16 protein-coding genes are annotated in these 17293 nt (G+C 57.1%); 7 read left to right on the top strand and 9 right to left on the bottom strand.

Annotation, left to right across the window (positions count from 1 at the left end):
* The first annotated feature begins 20 nt into the window (after positions 1 to 20).
* The 4 genes from ACR0JF_RS06975 (at position 21) to ACR0JF_RS06960 (ending at position 3141) form a co-directional block, all read left to right on the top strand.
* Positions 21 to 1232, top strand: coding sequence for a CobW family GTP-binding protein (locus ACR0JF_RS06975; protein WP_170659389.1), 1212 nt, complete (start codon positions 21 to 23; stop codon positions 1230 to 1232).
* The gene (locus ACR0JF_RS06970) at positions 1229 to 1864 is read left to right on the top strand and encodes a DUF1826 domain-containing protein (protein ID WP_170659388.1); all 636 of its coding nucleotides are present in this window, start codon (positions 1229 to 1231) and stop codon (positions 1862 to 1864) included. The genes ACR0JF_RS06975 and ACR0JF_RS06970 overlap by 4 nt, the downstream gene beginning before the upstream one ends.
* Positions 1861 to 2121, top strand: coding sequence for a DUF6525 family protein (locus ACR0JF_RS06965; protein WP_170472352.1), 261 nt, complete (start codon positions 1861 to 1863; stop codon positions 2119 to 2121). Before ACR0JF_RS06970 ends, ACR0JF_RS06965 begins: the two co-directional genes overlap by 4 nt.
* A gap of 93 nt (positions 2122 to 2214) precedes the next feature.
* Positions 2215 to 3141, top strand: a complete 927-nt coding sequence (locus ACR0JF_RS06960; RefSeq protein WP_170659387.1) for a hypothetical protein — start codon at positions 2215 to 2217, stop codon at positions 3139 to 3141.
* An 8-nt stretch (positions 3142 to 3149) separates the two neighbouring features.
* Here ACR0JF_RS06960 and ACR0JF_RS06955 read toward each other — a convergent pair whose 3' ends face one another.
* Positions 3150 to 4112 (bottom strand): fatty acid desaturase, encoded by a 963-nt coding sequence (locus tag ACR0JF_RS06955; RefSeq protein ID WP_170659386.1) that lies wholly within the window; start codon positions 4110 to 4112, stop codon positions 3150 to 3152.
* Between the two features lie 145 nt (positions 4113 to 4257).
* Complete coding sequence (locus ACR0JF_RS06950) at positions 4258 to 5112, bottom strand: class I SAM-dependent methyltransferase (protein ID WP_170659385.1); 855 nt, start codon at positions 5110 to 5112, stop codon at positions 4258 to 4260.
* Positions 5113 to 5152: 40 nt separating this feature from the next.
* Here ACR0JF_RS06950 and ACR0JF_RS06945 point away from each other — a divergent pair, with 40 nt between their 5' ends.
* Complete coding sequence (locus tag ACR0JF_RS06945) at positions 5153 to 5920, top strand: DUF5765 domain-containing protein (protein WP_170376945.1); 768 nt, start codon at positions 5153 to 5155, stop codon at positions 5918 to 5920.
* Positions 5921 to 6055: 135 nt separating this feature from the next.
* On the opposite strand, the gene ACR0JF_RS06940 is transcribed toward ACR0JF_RS06945, so the two are convergent.
* Complete coding sequence (locus tag ACR0JF_RS06940) at positions 6056 to 6784, bottom strand: adenylate/guanylate cyclase domain-containing protein (protein ID WP_170659384.1); 729 nt, start codon at positions 6782 to 6784, stop codon at positions 6056 to 6058.
* 220 nt (positions 6785 to 7004) lie between these two features.
* Between ACR0JF_RS06940 and ACR0JF_RS06935 the strand changes: the two genes are divergently transcribed.
* Both ACR0JF_RS06935 and ACR0JF_RS06930 read left to right on the top strand, forming a co-directional pair.
* Positions 7005 to 7712: a response regulator transcription factor gene (locus ACR0JF_RS06935; protein WP_170659383.1), complete on the top strand. Its 708-nt coding sequence runs from the start codon at positions 7005 to 7007 to the stop codon at positions 7710 to 7712.
* The gene (locus ACR0JF_RS06930) at positions 7709 to 9850 is read left to right on the top strand and encodes an ATP-binding protein (RefSeq protein ID WP_170659382.1); all 2142 of its coding nucleotides are present in this window, start codon (positions 7709 to 7711) and stop codon (positions 9848 to 9850) included. The genes ACR0JF_RS06935 and ACR0JF_RS06930 overlap by 4 nt, the downstream gene beginning before the upstream one ends.
* A 9-nt stretch (positions 9851 to 9859) precedes the next feature.
* Here the strand turns inward: ACR0JF_RS06930 and ACR0JF_RS06925 are convergent, their stop codons facing one another.
* From ACR0JF_RS06925 to ACR0JF_RS06900, 6 genes are all read right to left on the bottom strand, one after another.
* Positions 9860 to 11866 (bottom strand): adenylate/guanylate cyclase domain-containing protein, encoded by a 2007-nt coding sequence (locus ACR0JF_RS06925; RefSeq protein WP_480669040.1) that lies wholly within the window; start codon positions 11864 to 11866, stop codon positions 9860 to 9862.
* Between the two features lie 202 nt (positions 11867 to 12068).
* Complete coding sequence (locus ACR0JF_RS06920) at positions 12069 to 13334, bottom strand: ABC transporter permease (protein WP_170376954.1); 1266 nt, start codon at positions 13332 to 13334, stop codon at positions 12069 to 12071.
* Entirely contained in the window at positions 13331 to 14137 is an 807-nt protein-coding gene (locus ACR0JF_RS06915; protein WP_170376956.1) for a taurine ABC transporter ATP-binding protein, read from the bottom strand. Before ACR0JF_RS06915 ends, ACR0JF_RS06920 begins: the two co-directional genes overlap by 4 nt.
* Positions 14138 to 14206: 69 nt before the next feature.
* The gene (locus ACR0JF_RS06910) at positions 14207 to 15202 is read right to left on the bottom strand and encodes an ABC transporter substrate-binding protein (protein WP_170376958.1); all 996 of its coding nucleotides are present in this window, start codon (positions 15200 to 15202) and stop codon (positions 14207 to 14209) included.
* 331 nt (positions 15203 to 15533) lie between these two features.
* A complete protein-coding gene (locus ACR0JF_RS06905) occupies positions 15534 to 15914 on the bottom strand; it encodes a carboxymuconolactone decarboxylase family protein (protein WP_170376962.1) in 381 nt (126 codons plus the stop codon).
* A gap of 168 nt (positions 15915 to 16082) precedes the next feature.
* Positions 16083 to 17180 (bottom strand): aromatic ring-hydroxylating oxygenase subunit alpha, encoded by a 1098-nt coding sequence (locus tag ACR0JF_RS06900; protein ID WP_170659381.1) that lies wholly within the window; start codon positions 17178 to 17180, stop codon positions 16083 to 16085.
* Positions 17181 to 17293: the final 113 nt, after the last annotated feature.

Below are 17293 nucleotides of genomic sequence, written 5' to 3'. Positions count from 1 at the left end.
CCAGAGCTATGGAGACTCATATGTCAGATACGCGCCTTCCCGTCACGGTGCTTTCCGGATTTCTTGGGGCTGGCAAGACCACCTTGCTGAACCGAGTTCTCAACAACCGCGAAGGTCGCCGTGTCGCGGTGATCGTGAACGATATGTCCGAGGTGAATATCGACGCCGACCTCGTGCGCGCCGATACCGAACTGAGCCGCACGGACGAAACGCTGGTTGAAATGTCGAACGGCTGTATCTGCTGCACCCTGCGTAATGACCTTCTGGATGAGGTCCGCCGACTGGCGGCCGAGGGGCGCTTTGACTATCTGCTGATTGAATCAACGGGTATTTCCGAGCCTCTGCCGGTGGCTGCGACCTTCGATTTCCGCGATGAGTATGGTGAAAGCCTGTCCGATGCGGCGCGTCTGGACACGATGGTGACGGTTGTCGATGCGGTAAACCTGCTCGGGGATTTCTCCTCGCATGACTTCCTGCAGGATCGCGGTGAGACCATGGGCGAGGAAGACGAACGCACCCTCGTCCATTTGCTGACCGATCAGATCGAGTTCGCCGATGTCGTGGTCCTGAACAAGGTCAGCGATGCCGGGCCGGAAAAGGTCGACGCGGCCCGCAAGATCATCCGCAGCCTTAATGCGGATGCCGAGATCGTAGAAGTCAATCACTCCGCTGTGGCGGCTGAGAAAATCCTCGATACCGGTCTGTTTGACTTCGAAAAAGCCCATGAGCATCCGATGTGGGCCAAGGAGTTGTATGGATTTGCTGACCACGTGCCGGAGACTGAAGAATATGGTGTTGCGTCTTATGTCTACCGGGCGCGTCTGCCCTTCGTGCCCGAGCGTATCCTTGAGGTTCTGAACGGCGATCTGCCGGGTGTGATCCGGGCCAAGGGGCATTTCTGGATTTCGACGCGTCCCGATTGGGTGGCTGAGTTTTCGCTGGCCGGAGCGCTCTCTAGCGTGCAGCCTTTGGGCACTTGGTGGGCTTCAGTTCCGGAAGAACGCCGACCGACCCATGACAGTGCCCGTGCCTATATGCAGGCCCATTGGCAAGAACCACGGGGAGACCGCCGGCAAGAGATCGTGTTCATCGGGGCAGGGATCGACTGGCCGACCCTCAGGGCGCGATTGGATGCCTGTCTTGTGCCCGCCGTTGCGGGTTTGGGTCCCGACAATTTGCCGGACTATCCCGACCCGTTCCCGATCTGGCGTCGGGCTGAGGCAGCAGCATGAGCGTTGTACGCCAAACCGTAATCGGTGCGGCCGTTGGGGTCGGCGTTGCGGATACGGCCGAGGCGCTGAGCGCCTTTCTCAATCCTGGCTGTGCCGCGGCACTTTGGCGGCGTCAAACTCCGCCCAGTGTTCAAAGCTGGCTGAACGATCTTGATCCCGAAGACCTGCCGAAGGGGAGGGTGATCCTTCCGTTGGGCAAACTGGCCGAAACGGTCGGCCATCTCTGCGACATGTCCGGTTTGCCAACATGCCCTGAGCGGGATTGGCTGAAGGCGGATATCGCCTTACTGGCAGAGGTGTTCTCAGACCTCGTCTCGGCCCGGTATTTGCGGTTGCGGCTGGATGTTGTCACGACCAACGCCTGCCGCAAGTTCCATATCGACGCCATCACGGCGCGACTGGTCTGCACCTATCGCGGCACCGGCACGCAATACGGCATTTCGCGCGATGGCGCTGAGCCGCAACGTGTTTTTACGGTGCAAACCGGGTCTCCGATCCTGTTGCGCGGGACGCGTTGGCCAGAAACACCGCGATCAGGCCTTTTGCACCGTTCCCCTCCGATCGAAGGCACCGGCGAGACCCGGCTTGTTCTGGTATTGGATCCGATCACAGAACCGGACGAGGCCGCATGACCGGAAATCTGGGGCAAAGCAGCTTGCGGCGCAGGAAGCGCGCGGGCGATTCCATGGCCGTCTTTGACAGCCTGCCCGCCCCTCTGCGTCAGTGGTTGTCCGAAGCTGCCCTGCCATGGTCGCCCGTCTCGGCACGCCGGATTTGGGTCAAAGCGCTGGCCAAAGGTCTTACGACGGAAGAAACGTTGCTATCGCTGAATCGGGCCGAGGCGAGTACACTGGCACGTGACAAGGTGATGGCCCTGCCGCGCGGTTAGTGCACCAACGCTCTGGGGTCGCTTTGACTTGAAACTGTTACGCTCAGCCGTCACCATCCGATCATTGTTGATTGATGAATTACGGAGGGCGCAATGGCCTATAAGCTGATTAAGGGCGAGTTTCATATTTTCTATCCCGACATTCCAAAGCAGGGCCCGGAACCTGACGGTGATACTCTGAAATTCAAACCAGATGACCCGTCGCTTGTTCAGGACCTTTGGCGTTCGGGCCAGCCCCGGCCCGGCTTCAATGGGCGTGCGATGATCAATCTGCGCTTTGAAGGGCTGGATGCGCTCGAAACCCATTTCCGCAGCGCGCATCAGAACAAACCCCTTGCGGAGGCGTCGCGCGATTTTCTGTTGGATTGGGCCGGGTTCGGAGACGTGGTGTTCTGGGAGGACAAGCCCAACAAGGTAAAGCAGGTCGAAAACAACCCGGTTCGCGGTTACATCCTGACCAATGGTCTGGACGGTCACGGCCGGATTGTGGCCTTTGTCTACGCGGGTGATGCGCCCGAACCGGACGGCGAGGTGTTCAAACTGATGCCAGAGCGCGTGGATCAGAGCTTCAACGCGCGCAGCCTGGAGGCGGGTCAGTCCTATCCGCTGTTCTACCTGACGCTGCCGATCTCTCTTGCGCAGCATCTCGGAGGGATTGCGGATCAGGCCCGTGCGACTGGAAATGGTCTGTATCCCGATGATGCGTCGGCCCCCGGGCAAGACTTCGAAGTAACCCCTGCGAATTATCAGGATCTGGCAATCTGGCCCAAGCTCTTCCGGCGCTTGCATGACTATTTCGCGGATGAATTTGACGATTTGACCGGGTTCGATACCTGGTTGCGCGCGGACCCGAGGGACCGGGACGATCGCATGCTTCTGCCCGAAGACTATGACGCCCATTTCCATAATGTGGTCGAGGTGACCTCGCCCACGTCGATGAGGCTGACAGTCGACCCCAAGGATATCGTGATCCTGCCGGACGATTTCACCATGCCCGACAGCGGCCTGCCGTCACAGTAGCGCCAGGTCTAAAGCTCCGCCGAAGGTGCAGGGCCGCGCCAGTCCAGACTGAGATCATGGCGCAGACTATTTGGGAAGGGGATCATCCGATTGGTATCCTCGTCCCACAGTCTCCATTTCAGGCAACTGAGCGCGTCTCGGATGTCGATTGCCGCGCTGTTCCAGTTCTGCGCGATTGAGGCGTTGCAGGTCTTGAGGTGATAGCAGGGGATCTTGGCGTTCAGGTGATGCAGGTCATGGAAACCGAAATTCAGCAGAACAAAATCCACAACCGGTCCTAGTCGGAGCGAACTCGCCCCGTGCAGAGCGGCTGCATGGGCAGTTTTGTCGCCCGACTGCCGCCAATAGGTTTCTTCGAAGTTGTGCCCGACATAGACTACAAATATTCCGAAACTGCCTGCAAGAAGGCTTCCAAGGATCAGGGCGTAAAAACTCCACCAGCCAAGAAATGTAATGATCAGGCCCCAGAAGGTGAACATGGCGATATTCTGCAGCAGTACATCCCGGACGCTGACGCGTCGTGTGTTTCGGGGCCAGCGGTATTGGACGAAGTAGATCAAGACCGGACCTATCAGGAACAAGGTGATAGGGTGCCGGTAGGCACGGTAGAACAGTTTCTTGGACAGGGGCGCGGCTTCGTACTCGCGCCGGGTCATAACATAGACCTCGTGGGCGTCCCGGTGATCCAGATTGCCCAAGTGTTGGTGATGCAGGTTGTGATTATACCTCAGAACGCTATGCGCGATCCCGGAAAAGAGGCACAGGAGGTTTCCAAGCAGATCATTCCACGTGCGGTTTGTGAAAAAGCTGTAGTGCCCACAATCATGCTGAATGGAGTAGAGCCTAAGTATACCGGCTCCAAACAGAAACGAACCTAAGGTCAGGGAAAGCCATGCTCCGGGAAAAAGGGCAGGGATAGCAAGCCCTGCAGCGACGACGCCCGCGCTGATCGCCAGCGCTTTGAAGGCCATCCTGTCTTCTGGTTTTGTGAATTCCCTCGGAACCTTGATCGAACTCATTACCGTCACTGAAATTGATTGAGACTATGAAATTGCTTGGCTTCCCCAATCGTTAGCACGGCTTTGGATTTCCGCCAAATGCGTTGCGGTTCACGGTTCAGGCGTCGGTTTGGGACAGCTCCAGAAACATATAGGGCTGTATGTTTTCGAATGGCCAAACGCGGACCACCTGCGTGAGGCCCAGTTTTTTAGCCCCGCGCCCGATCGCGTTGAACACGCCGATATGTTCCTGAAATACCGGATCATCGTTGAATCTGTCGATCATGCGGTCGGTGATCTCAGACCGCACGCGCACGCGCAGGCTTGACCTTTTTAGGTGACGTTTGATCTGGGCAAGACGAACGAAGTTGAGGCTGTTCCACAACCCATGAACTTCGTAGGTGTCCTCGACCCATGTAATCCGCTTTCGAAACAGTCGCTCTGTCAGGGTCTTTGAGCAAAGCGCGGGGATGTTGAAATGTGGCTCATACGGGAAGCCGTAGTTGGGGCAGAGGACCAGGCAGCGGCCCTGTGGGGCCAGAAAACGCGGCAGAGTATCCAGGAAATGCCGCCAATCCGGCAAATGCTCCAGCACGTTGACCATGTAGATCAGGTCATAGGGTTGCGAGGGGGTGAAGGCCTCATAGGTGCTGCGTTGAATGTCTCCACCCAGTTTGGCGGCGTGATCCAGAACATGCTCCATCGGTGCGAAGCCTTCGGCGAAAGGCTCGATGGCGTCCAGTGCGATGTTTGGGTTCCGTTGGCGCAGCATGGTTAGTAGGATACCTGCCCCGCAGCCGATCTCCAGCGCGCGCGCGCCGGGGGGCAGGGCGCAGATTTCAGGGTCGAGACTCTGGAAATGAAACCGTGCCGCGCTGAGCCAGATGTCTTTCAGGGGAAAGTCGAACCGCGCGAAATCCTCAAGAATGTCGTCGACCGAAAAAAGGCTTTCTTGAGGGCTGACCGAATGCATACTGATCCCGAGACGAGTGGTTTGAAGGATTGATATAACAATGTGTTGGAGCGGGCCAGCGTCCTATACCATTGCTGCCGTCGGGGTGATCGCCACCGTCAAAGCCATACGACAAGGCGAGAGCCCGTTGCTCTGGTCTCCGCTGGTGTATTTCACCGCGATTGAGGTGCTGCAGGGTTATTCTTATTCCGTCGAGGGGCAATGTGCATTGCCCCAAAACCAGGTCGCGGCGTTTCTGGCCTATATACATATCGCCTTTCAGCCATTGTTTACCGGCATTCTAGCCTTGTATTTTATCCCAAAGGATGTGCGCGGTATGATAGCGCCCGTGGTCTTCGGTCTCGGCGCAGTGACCGGAGCGTATCTGTTGCTGCAAATTTATCCGTTCGAGTGGGCAGGCCCGTGCCGACCGGGGCGTCTTTTGTGCAGCGATCATCTGTGTGTGAAGGCGGAAAGCTGGCACTTAGGCTGGCATCTGCCACTGAACGATCTGGGTGAAAGCCTGCCTGCCACGATTTTCGGGCAGCAATATGATCTGAATTTCCCGGTCTATTTTACGGTGATGTTCCTTCTGCCCGCTGCGCTGGGCGCGTGGAAAGTGGCGGGGTTTCAACTGCTGATCGGGCCGACGCTGGCATGGGCCTCAACAGATAGCCCGACGGAAATGCCTGCGATTTGGTGTCTGTTCTCGCTGGGCATTGTCATGATGATCGTGTTCACGCCGCTCAAGACGGCGCTGCAGGCAAAATCATGGCCTTTATGGACTGTGCTGCGCTGGGTGAACGGGACCAATAAAAAACCACTCTAGTACCCAAAAAAGCCGTTCACCCGCGCACCACTTTCTTTACCTCATGCCTAACCTGCGAACCGCAGTTCCGATCTGATCGGATACCCGGTTCCCCCTCAAGCCGGTGGGAGGCAAGAAACCCTATGGAGGCGGCGACTACGTCTCGGCGTCACCCTCCAGTTGATACAGAACCCAATCGTCACTCAGGCCTTTCAGCTGTTTGGGTCCAATTTCCTGAAACTCCAGCCCCAGACCCAAAACCAGATCGCGCACGGTGCTGGAAACCCATGTCTGCCCACCGGGTGTCAGGCTGAGAACACGGGCCGCGATTGCGATCGCGATACCGGTCACATCGTTGGTGGTGCGCAGACACTCTCCACAATGAATACCGGCCCGAAGCTTTAGGCCAAGCGCGTCTGCTGTGACCCGAAAGGCCTTGGCGCAGGCGATGGCGGCACTGGGGCGAGGAAAGATCGCCAGCATGCCGTCGCCCATCAGTTTCACAAGTGTGCCTTCGTGTTCTGCAACGGTTTCAAGCGCTGCCGTATCCAGAGCATCCATGACATCGCGCCACTCTGCATCGCCCAGACGCGCGATGATCTCGGTCGAGTTCACTACATCGGTCATCATGATTGTGACCAACAGGCTTTTGTTTTCACCATCAGCTTCGCATTCGGCGATGTTGTCCTCGAACGTTTGGTCGATCAATGCGCTTGGCTGAGGGTGGATGATCGTCGGGCGAACCGGGAAGGTTTTTACGACCGCCGGTTCGTTGCTCTCCATATCAACGACTGCCAGAGTGCTGTGCTTGTTGCATGGCGCTGGAAGTTCAGACAGTTCGGGATCGTCGATGGGCTCAATAATTTCAAAAGATGTATTCAACATAACTGCACCAACAAATCGGGACGTTGAAACAGAGATTAAAATCAAATTGTCACCAAACCGCTATGCAGATGTTAACCAGATGTTAACAGGCCGGGTTGTCGCGCACGCTAGGCTTGTGTCCGTGGCTGAACATATTCCAAAAAGAGTGTGGGGATGGTTTGGACGAAAACACTCACACGTGCCAAGCTGTGTTTAGAAACAGACATGTAGGACCGCAGAGTTGAAGAAGCTGAACGTATTGTTGGTAGAGGACGACCCGTCATTGCTTGCTCTGACGTCCGCGCTCCTCCGACCGCATTACAATGTTCTTCAGGCGTCCAATGTTGCGGATGCGCGCGCGACGCTTGCGTCCCAATCCGTGGATATCGCGCTGCTGGACCTCGGATTGCCGGATGAAGACGGTCTGGTGCTTGCGCGTTCGATGCGGGCGAAATCGGCACATCCGCCGATCATCTTCGTGTCGTCCCGCAATAGCGCGAGCGACAAGATCAGCGGGTTGGACATCGGGGGTGACGACTATCTGACAAAGCCGTTCGACCCGGATGAGCTTTTGTCCCGGATCAACGCAGTGCTCAGACGTACAAACCCCCAGGCTCAGATGCCCCGTCAAGATACCAAAGTCCGGCTGGGAGAGATCGAGATTGATCTGGACAGTCGACAGGTCTGGAACGCCCAGCATGAGGTCATACCCGTCACACGGGCCGAGTTCGACGTGCTGATGGCCATCGTCAACGCGAACGGTCGGGTGCTGTCCCGCTCGGTGCTGCTGGATGCGGTCGCCCTGTCGCCGGATCATGACGTCGGAGAGCGAACAATTGACGCTCTGGTTGCCAAGATCCGCAGGAAGCTGTCGGATGGCAGCGATGGTCCCAAGATTATCGTGACGGTCCACGGCGTCGGCTATCGCCTCGGGGTGACGCGACAGTGAAACCCCGCGCCTTCATATATGATGAGCCGATCAACGCGGTCACCCAGAACTTTCTGGACAAGAAGTTCGAGGCCCAGTACCGCGATTGGTACTTCGAATCCACACGCGGGCAATTCCGAACAGCTCTTCTGTTTGGCGCGTCTTTCTACGTCGTCTTTGCTTTTCTTGAAGTTTTTGTTCTCCATTCCCGCAGCTTCTCGGGTCAGGATCTGGCCGTTTGGGGCGCGCGGCTGTTCATCATCTCTTTTATTTTTGGACTTTTCTTTTTCTCTCACAAACTTCCTGCGCGCACTTTGCCCGTGATCATCTCCACCGGCTGGTCGATGATGTATCTGGCCATCTGGGCCGCCTTTGCTTTCTCAGGGGACCATGAATCCAAGGATTTTCTGTATCGCTTTGCGCTGATTAGCCTTGCGGGCACCGTGTTCCTTCCCTTTGTCTTTTCCCACTCGGCAGCGTTGCAGCTTTTGCTGTTTGTGCCGGTCTCGTACTATCTGGTGTTCGACAAAACGAGCTTGAGCATCGGGATGGATACCTGGATCGGCCCCTCCTTCGTTCTGGCCTCCACTGTTCTGATTGGTCTTTATGCCAAGTTCTTTTCCGAACGCACACTGCGGGCGAATTTTGTGCAGAGCGTCTATCTGGAAAAGGCGCGCAACGATGCGGAAAAGGCGAACGAGGCGAAATCCCAGTTTCTGGCAACCGCAAGTCATGAGCTGCGCACGCCGCTGAATGGCATCGTGGGCAATATCCGCCTGATCAAATTGACCCCGCAGGACCCTGAATCTCTGGACCAGAGACTGGATGAGATTGAACGCTCGAGCCTTGCGATGCGAAATCTCATCGACGATGTCCTCAACATCGCGCGTCTTGAGGAAAAGCCCGAAGATCGCGAATTCCGCACCTTCAACCTGTCCGAAGTTCTGCAAGACCTCGAGGCCGTCTTGCGCCCGCTGGCTCGGTCGAAGAACGTACAGTTGATCATCCCGCAGTTTGACGATGGCGTTTATCTCAGCGGCAATAGCGGCCACCTGCGGCACATCCTGCTGAACCTTCTAGGCAACGCGGTGAAGTTCACCAATGAAGGCTCGGTCACGTTGTCTTTTGAGCAATCAAAGCAGTCGGTGGCCTTTACGGTCAGCGATACCGGGATTGGTGTGCCCGAGGACCAAGTCAAGGATATCTTTGAACCCTTCACGCAGGCCTCGAACATCGACTCGCGCAAAACAGGCGGAACCGGGCTGGGGCTTTCGATTGTGCGCGGGCTTGTCTCAACGCTGAATGGGCAGGTGTCAGTCAAAAGCAATCTAGGCGAGGGGACAGTATTCCGGGTCGAAGTGCCTTTCCACGCGGCCCCGGCCCCAAGCCCGCAATCTGAAATGGCGGGTTTTGCAGCCACGGTCGGGACGAAGCAAAATGTTCTGATCATAGAGGACGACCCGACCAGCATGGAAATCCTCAAAAGCCTGCTGGAGAGGGATGGCCACACGGTCACCGCAGCGGCCAACGGCAAGGAGGCAATCGCCCATTTCCGTCCAGATGACACCGATTGCATTCTGACCGATATCCGACTGCCCGACACGACAGGCGTTCAATTGGCGCGAGACCTAAAACAGATTGCAAAGGAAGCGGGACTAGACAAATCGATCACGACGATTGCAGTGACGGCCAATGTGATGCCCGAAGATCTGGATGAATACACGAACGCTGGCTTTGACGCAGTTGTCTCCAAACCTCTGGATGAGCGGGTGCTATATGGTGCCATGCGGGCCTCACTCGGGCAGCCGTCGCCTGAGATATCGTACATTCCAAACACCGATGACACCAAAGAACGCCTGAGGAAATTCCTGAGCAATGAAGAGTTGGATCAGGTTTTCCTGACATTCCGAGAGTCGCTCGAAGATTGTTATGTCGAGCTTAAGAAAGCGCAGGGGCAGGGTGACAGGGACCGGATCGAGTTTCTCGTTCACCGTGTTTATGGTAGCGTCTCCAGTTTTGGAGAGACGGAATTGGCCGCCAAGGCACAATCGGTCGAGGGGCTTTTGCGCAGCGGCGCCGAGAATTATAGCGCAGAGTTGGACAAGCTTATTCAATCCTGCGGGGTCGTCATTCAGGGCCTTAAACGACAGGCCTCATGATGCGGTTTATCAAAGCGCGGCCTGTGCCCGTTCGATCATCACCACTGATGCCGGGTCGCCACCGCGTAGAGTGTCGGCAGATTTGAACGCATCGATGGCCTGGGCAAAACACCCGGCCCGGAAATGCGTCAGGCCAGATTCGTAGGCAGCGATCCAGGCGGGCGGTTCAGGCGTGTCGCCGGCCATTGCGATCAGTTCAAAGACGACCAATTCCTCGGTGCGGCCCGCGATCTCCATCGTGTCCAATTCACGGGCAATGATCGCATTGCCCGCTTCGCGCCGGGTTTCGGGGCCGATCAGGATTGCAGTGCCGTAGGTTTTGTTGACGCCTTCCAACCGGCTGGCGACGTTCACCACGTCGCCAATTGCGGTGTAGTTCAAGCGATGCTCGGACCCGATATTGCCAACCAGCGCTTCACCGCTGTTCAAGCCAATGCGTACATGAAAGGCCTCGTCCGACTGGCTTTGCAGGGCCGAGTTCTCAATGTCTTCCACCAACTCCAACGCGGCGCGACAGGCGTGTTCCGCGTGGTTCGGATTCTGCCTCGGCGCCCCCCAGAAGGCCATCACCGCGTCGCCGATGAACTTGTCGAGGGTACCGTCATGGCGTTCAATCGTTGAGGAGGCCGCATTGAAGAACGGCTCCATCAGTTCTACGACCTTTGGGCCGTGTTTCTCGGCCAGACCGGTAAAGCCAGACACATCGCAGAACAGGACCGAGATCTGTTTGGTCTCGCCGCCGGGTTGTGACTTCACGCCTGCGGCGACCAGCATTTTCACCAGATCGGTCGGCACGTATTTCCGAAAGGCAGACAGCCCGGCCGCCATGCTCGCCGTCGCAGCCGAGAGGTTCTCAAGCTCAACCAAACGTGAGGGACGACGTGAGACCTGCTCAACATCAAACCGCTCAATCCGGCTGAGGTCTTCGGCGACGCGTGACAGCGGGTTGGCAACGACCCGGCGCACCAGCCAGATTGCGGCTATTGTGGCCAAAGCCACCACGCCCAGCAGGATGTAGACCAGATTTATCAGCGTCCGGTCGATCCCTGACAGAAAGGCCGACTCCGGGATGACGGTCGCCACACGCCAGCCATAGAATCCCAGCGGAGTCAAAGCGACCGCATAGGCCACGTCGTCGTACACGACCCGTTTTGTCAGGGTGCCCGACACAACACCGTCTGCCTCGGCCAGCAGTTTCTGGCCCGAGAGTTTCGCCACTTCGTACAGCTCGCCCTCGCCCATGCGGGCAGGGGTGATTTCATCCGCGTTGGGGTCGGGTACGGCAATGACTTTGCCGTCTGCGCTGAGGATAAAGGCTGCGCCAAACTCACCGGGGCGCAGGGACCCCAGAAAGCGGGACAGGCGGTCGGTATCAATGGCAACCGACAGCACGCCTTGCCGCTGGCGGCGTACGTCGATTGGGCCGGAATAGGCAAACACCGTCTTGTCGCTGTTTGGCAGATCACGTACTTCGATCCAATCCGGTGTGTCGCGATCGATGAAGTTGTCATACCACGGGTGTTCGCGCGGGTCGTAGTCTGTCTCGGCAAAGCTGCGTTCTTCGAATTGGATATCGCCGGGGATGAAGATATAGCGGTCTCTGCGCAGTTTCCTGTCGTGAATGTTCTCGTCGATCTCGATCATCTCAAGCCCGCTATCCCCCAGCCGGTGGGCTGCGAAGAAATTACCATCGGGCCAGCCAAAGGTGATCCACGAAATATTTGGCTGAGATTGCAGCTGAGACAGGAACACAAATTCCCGCTTGTCGGCCTGACGTGTCTCTATCACGTTTTGAATGAAGATCGTCCGGACAGCGGCCCAAGCAGCCTCGGCGGATCTGAGGGTCAGGCCGACCTCAATCCGGACCGTGTTCGATATCTGGCTGTTGATCTCGGCGGCCAGCATCTGACTGTTGTCCCGCGCCGTAGTCCACCACAGGGAATGCACGATGAAGGTCGACACGCCGATGGATAAAGCGACGAGCATTGACACAGCGATCCCAACGGTGACACGCATTGAAGCTCCACGGCGGCCTATAGTGACTGGCGCTGCGATGCGGACAGTCAGGTTCGAGGCCAAGTCTAGGGGCTGCAACCGTCAGTTGCCAGTTGGTTTCAATCTGCGCGCTAACTTGTGTAATTGGCGAGAGAAACGCTTGGACAGAAAAACCGGCAGATCGACGAGCGGGTCAATCTGCCGGTGTTTTTGGTATCTTAGGTCAGCTACGACCCTTCCATGGGACCAGCACGTTCTCGGCCTTGCGCATCAGGATATCGATGCCGTAGCCGATAATGCCAATCAGGACGATGCCCATGATCACGATGTCGGTCAGCTGGAACTTCGAGGCCGCGATGATCATCATACCAGCCCCTTTCTGCGCCGCGACCAGTTCAGCCGCAACAACCGTGCCCCAGCAGACGCCCATCGCGACCCGCGCACCCGTGAAGATCTCGGGCAGAGAGTTCGGGACGATCACGTGACGCATGATCTGCCATTTGGACGCGCCAAGCGAATAGGCCGCGTGGATCTTGGAGATATTCACCCCCGAAACCCCCGCACGGGCGGCAATGGTCATGATCCAAAGGGCGGCAAGGAACAGCAGAACGATCTTGCCGGTCTCCCAGATGCCGAACCAGATTATGACCAGAGGGATCAGCGCCAGTGGTGGGACAGGTCGCATGAACTCGACAATTGGGTCGAACCAACCGCGGAACCAGCCCGACAAGCCCATCGCATAACCCAGCGGAATTCCCACGATGGCTCCGGCGATGAAGCCTGCGATGACTCGCAACAACGACCAACCCAAGTGCTGCCAGAGCGAGAAGTTCTGATAGCCTTCATTGGCGATCTCGAAGAAACGCGCAACGACCGTTTCCGGCGCAGGAAGCCAGATCGGGTTCATTTGCAAACCCTGTGCTGGCGTAAAGCTGATGGCGCCCTTACCGGTCAGCGATACAGTGCCGTCGCCAACATTGACTTTTGCGTCAGGACCGATCGGATTGCCATTGATCGCGATGATCTTTGCGCCATCTGCGCGTTTGGCGTCGTCGTTCTTGTCAAACAAGATGGTCGAGGACCGCCCTGTTGGCGCAGCAAATGCATCGTCTTTGGCGAAGCCCGTACCGGGGTCAACCTCGAAATCTTCGGCGTCTTCTCCGAACGGAGGGACGCGGATGAAGACTGTTGCGTCATCGGTCGTGCCGTCCGCATTCTCGACCGTGTAGGTGAATTGGGTTTCCCCCACAAACGGCCCCGGAACGTGCAGCGGGATCAGTTTTGATCCTGTGAATGCCGCCCAGATCACGAAGATAACCAGAATCGAGATGATGGAGGCTGCGCGATCTGCCCGCACAGCGCTTTCATCGCCAAAGGTCACAGTTTTCAGGCTGGTAAAGTCCTGACGGCTTTGAAGACCCTTGCGCAGCAGGTGAACGATCAAAAATGCACCGCCGAACAGGCCGATATAAAACAGAAGTACGATCATGATGCTTGCTCCGTCCGGCCCATGATTTCTTCTTCCATTTCCCAGATCATCGATAGGATTTCATCTCGGGTTTCGGCGAAACCTTCGGACTTTTTGACATCGCGAAGGTCGGCGTTCACGCCGCGTTCCGCGAAAGGCAGGTTGTATTCCTTGTGAATTCGCCCCGGACGCGGGGCCATCACGATCAGGCGCTCGCCTAGCAACAGGGCCTCCTCGACCGAGTGGGTGATCAGGATGATGGTCTTGCCGGTCTCTTTCCAGAGTTTCAGGACCAGCCCCTGCATCTTTTCCCGAGTTAGCGCGTCCAACGCGCCCAAAGGTTCATCCATCAGGATGACGTCAGGCTCATTCGCCAGACACCGTGCCAGGGCCACGCGCTGCTGCATACCGCCCGACAGCTCATAGACGGCCTTTTCCTTGAAGTCCTGAAGGCCGACGACCTCAAGAAGATGGTCCGAGATCTTATCGCGCTCTTCCTTGGGCATGCCCTTCATGCGCGGGCCGAATTCCACATTTTCGCGCACGTTCATCCATTCGAACAAGGCGCCTTTCTGAAACACCATACCGCGTTCCGCGTCTGGCCCTTCGACCACGTGGCCATTTAGCTCGACCCGGCCCGAGGTGGGCGCAAGGAAGCCCGCGACGATGTTCAGCAACGTTGTCTTGCCGCATCCCGAGGGCCCGAGGACCGAGACCAACTCACCTTCTTTAAGGCTGAGCGTGACGTCCTGAAGGGCTTGCACAGAGGTACCGTTGGGCAAGTCAAAGCGCATGGACAAATCAATGATGTCCAGTTCAGGCATTCCGTTTCCTTCCTGCTGTTGTTTCCGAAGGCCAGCCGGATGACCGGCCCCCGGAATATGTATGTTGTATTAGTTGGACGCGGCCGCCAGCGGCGCGCTGTTCACAGCGCCCTCATAGGAGTCCAGCGCCGAGTCGATGCTGCCCGCATCCACAAAGACGTTGGCAACGCCACCCATGAACTCATGCGCGCCACCACCCAGCCATTTGTCAGACAGCTGCTCTTCGGCGGAGGGGAAGGTGAAGGTCGCGATGGTTGCCTCGGCATCGGCCAGGTCCATACCTGCATCCTTTGCGATCACGGCCAGCATCTCGTCCTTGGACTCACCTGCGTTCCACTGCGCGTTTGCGTCAGCAGTCACTTTGAGGAACTTCGACAGCAGTTCCGGCTCTTCCTCGATGAACGCGGTTGGTGCGCTTGTGACGTCGAACACCAGAATGCCAAGCTCTTCCTTCTCAGCGCCGGTCAGCAATACGTTGCCATGTTCAGTCATACGACGCAGCGCGCCGCCCCAGCCGCAGACCATGTCCAGGTTGCCCTGAGCAAAGGCTGCCGCGCCATCGGCGGGTGCCATGTCGACGATCTCGAGCGAGCTGGTATCCACACCGAAATGGGCCATCTGCGACAGGAACCCATAGTGTGCGGCCGTGCCGATCGGCACACCGACTTTCTTGCCGTTCAACTCTCCGGCGTTGGTTTTGTCGATTTCCAGCGCTTCGGCCACGACGCAGTTGTCATTGTCCGAATAGCTAACCGCAACGTCGACGGCCTGCAGGTCCTGACCAGCTGATGTGGCCACAACGAAGGGCGGAACGCCTTGGCTTACTGCGATCTGAACGTCACCGGATGCCATGGCAGCCGACATCGCGGTCCCGGTGTCGAAGGACACCCAGTTGATCTTGACGCCCATCTCTTCTTCATAGGTGCCATTGGCCTTGGCGTATTGGAACGGCATCGGCCATTCGAGGAAATAGGCGACGGTGATTTCATCCGCAGCCGCTGCTTGTGATGCCGAAAACGCGGCAAGACCGGCGCAGGCCGTTGAGAGCAGATACTTTTTGATCATTGGTTTATGTTCTCCCTGTTGTGATGATCATTTTTTTATGTGGCCCGACTTTTTGTCGGACCGATACCTGAGACAATAGACCCAAGATAGTGAAACAGCGAAACAAATTGTGCTGCGGCGCTGTAAAAACCGGGGGCAGAGCCGCGAAATTGGGCGCGAAGGCGCGCAAAATCTATTTGGTGACCCTGCCGGGAATTACTGTTTGTTTTCAACATGGTCTCATATCGAAACGTCCCCACGCGCGGTTGTGCCAAAGACGTCTGGTCCAGCGGGATTGCTCTGGTGCCTGTTGCGGGAACCGACACCTCTGATCGCTGTTTCAAAGCGGGCGTCATAGTAGATCCCGTTCCTCCAGCACCTTGCGCGCCACGCGGAAACACTCCAGCGATTGAGGAACACCGCAATAGATTCCGACCACGTGAATGATCGACTGGATTTCCTCTTTGGTGACGCCGTTGTTCAGGGCGCCGTTACAGTGGATTTCCCATTCATGCATCTTGCCCAACGCACCCAGCATGGCAAGGTTCATCATCGAGCGCGTCTTGGCGTCAATCGTGTCGTCGCCCCAACCGAACCCCCAACACCAAGCGGTCATCGCCTCCTGAAACGGGCGGGTAAAGTCATCGGCCGCCGCAAGGTTCTTTTCTACATATTCTGCGCCCAGGGTCGATTTGCGTTGCTTCAGCCCGGTTTCGAACAGGGTGTCATCCATAGGTCTTCCTCGTGATTATGCGACCCGTTGACTATTGGTCAGCCAATCCGGCAGACGGGTCTCCTGCCAGATGGGACTTGCCTTTATATCCAAATTCAAAAGCAATGAGTCGCAGGTCAACCTGCGTAGTGGCAAGTTCTACCGTACGGAATCCAAAAGCGTTTCAGGTCAGGCGGGGGTGTCCACGCCGTCCCGCATCCATTGCTGAAGCCGGGCGATGGAATGTTCGCTCATCACGCCGCATTTGGGGTCCAGAACCAGTGGGCCGGGCACATAGCCCTTGGACTTGAGGCCGCGATACACGGATTCGACCAAGCGAATATCCTCGGCCACGGTGGTCTCGCGATCCTGTACAGCCAGCCCCCGGATCACATCGCTTTCATGGCCGCCTTCCGTATACCAGCCCCGCCAGACGGTGCATGTGTCCACGGTTTCGGCCCGCCAGTGATAGGTGTTCAGCACATTCCCCGGGTAGCACTGGAATGAGAACATGGGCCAGAGGAACCACGATTGATAGTCGCCAGCATGGGGCACCGACAGGTCGATCGGATAGGTCATTTTGTCCAGCGCTTGACACTCGGTCGTGTGGCGCAACACGTAGCCGCCTTTTTCGTCTGGCCGGATGTCATAGGTTTCCGGCTTCACAACGCCCTCGGCAAAGGTCGGGTGGTTCGATGGGCAGTGATAGCATTCCGAGTAGTTTTCGACCGAGACCTTCCAGTTGCAATTTTCCGGAATTTCGACCCATTCCAGCGGCGCGAGGTCATCAATCTGGGGAACAAATTCCGCAATTTCTTTGCGCACGCCGGGATACCAATCGTCCATTGGGGCAGCATCCTTGTCCAGATTGACGAAGATGAAGCCCAGAAAAATCTCGGTCCGAACTTCGGTCAGGCAAATTTTTTCCCGTTCAAAGCCGGGGACCGATTTGATGTTGGGCCCTGCGCGCAGCCCGCCCGTTAGTTCATACGTCCATTGATGATATGGGCAGACCACAACGCGAGTGTTGCCGGTTCCAGTCACCATCTCATGCGCGCGGTGTTGGCACACGTTGTAGAAGGTGCGTACCACCTCATCCCTGCCGCGAATGGCAAACAGGTTCTGCCCGGCAATCTGAAAGGCGAAATAGTCGCCAACATTCGGGATATCAGCCGCGTGTCCTGCGAATTGCCACGTCCGCGCCAGCAGCCCGTTCATCTCATCTTCGAAGACGGCGGGATCGGTGTAGTAGCGGGCCTCGAGCGAGTGGGTGAGCGGCTTGGTCATGATGGATCCTCAACTTGGAAACCGAGGGGCTTGCCTTGGGTAGCGTTCATTTGTGTCGTTATGTGTTGACCGTGGTACATTTGTTTGATTATCAAATCCACAGAAATTTGCGA

This window comes from Ruegeria sp. BG11, assembly GCF_056538565.1.
This window is presented reverse-complemented; position numbering and strand designations above follow the sequence as displayed.

Coding starts and splice junctions, on each gene's coding strand:
- ACR0JF_RS06975 (WP_170659389.1), top strand. CDS start 21: ATGTCAGATACGCGCCTTCCCGTCACGGTGCTTTCCGGATTTCTTGGG.
- ACR0JF_RS06970 (WP_170659388.1), top strand. CDS start 1,229: ATGAGCGTTGTACGCCAAACCGTAATCGGTGCGGCCGTTGGGGTCGGC.
- ACR0JF_RS06965 (WP_170472352.1), top strand. CDS start 1,861: ATGACCGGAAATCTGGGGCAAAGCAGCTTGCGGCGCAGGAAGCGCGCG.
- ACR0JF_RS06960 (WP_170659387.1), top strand. CDS start 2,215: ATGGCCTATAAGCTGATTAAGGGCGAGTTTCATATTTTCTATCCCGAC.
- ACR0JF_RS06955 (WP_170659386.1), bottom strand. CDS start 4,112: ATGGCCTTCAAAGCGCTGGCGATCAGCGCGGGCGTCGTCGCTGCAGGG.
- ACR0JF_RS06950 (WP_170659385.1), bottom strand. CDS start 5,112: ATGCATTCGGTCAGCCCTCAAGAAAGCCTTTTTTCGGTCGACGACATT.
- ACR0JF_RS06945 (WP_170376945.1), top strand. CDS start 5,153: ATGTGTTGGAGCGGGCCAGCGTCCTATACCATTGCTGCCGTCGGGGTG.
- ACR0JF_RS06940 (WP_170659384.1), bottom strand. CDS start 6,784: ATGTTGAATACATCTTTTGAAATTATTGAGCCCATCGACGATCCCGAA.
- ACR0JF_RS06925 (WP_480669040.1), bottom strand. CDS start 11,866: ATGCGTGTCACCGTTGGGATCGCTGTGTCAATGCTCGTCGCTTTATCC.
- ACR0JF_RS06920 (WP_170376954.1), bottom strand. CDS start 13,334: ATGATCGTACTTCTGTTTTATATCGGCCTGTTCGGCGGTGCATTTTTG.
- ACR0JF_RS06915 (WP_170376956.1), bottom strand. CDS start 14,137: ATGCCTGAACTGGACATCATTGATTTGTCCATGCGCTTTGACTTGCCC.
- ACR0JF_RS06910 (WP_170376958.1), bottom strand. CDS start 15,202: ATGATCAAAAAGTATCTGCTCTCAACGGCCTGCGCCGGTCTTGCCGCG.
- ACR0JF_RS06905 (WP_170376962.1), bottom strand. CDS start 15,914: ATGGATGACACCCTGTTCGAAACCGGGCTGAAGCAACGCAAATCGACC.
- ACR0JF_RS06900 (WP_170659381.1), bottom strand. CDS start 17,180: ATGACCAAGCCGCTCACCCACTCGCTCGAGGCCCGCTACTACACCGAT.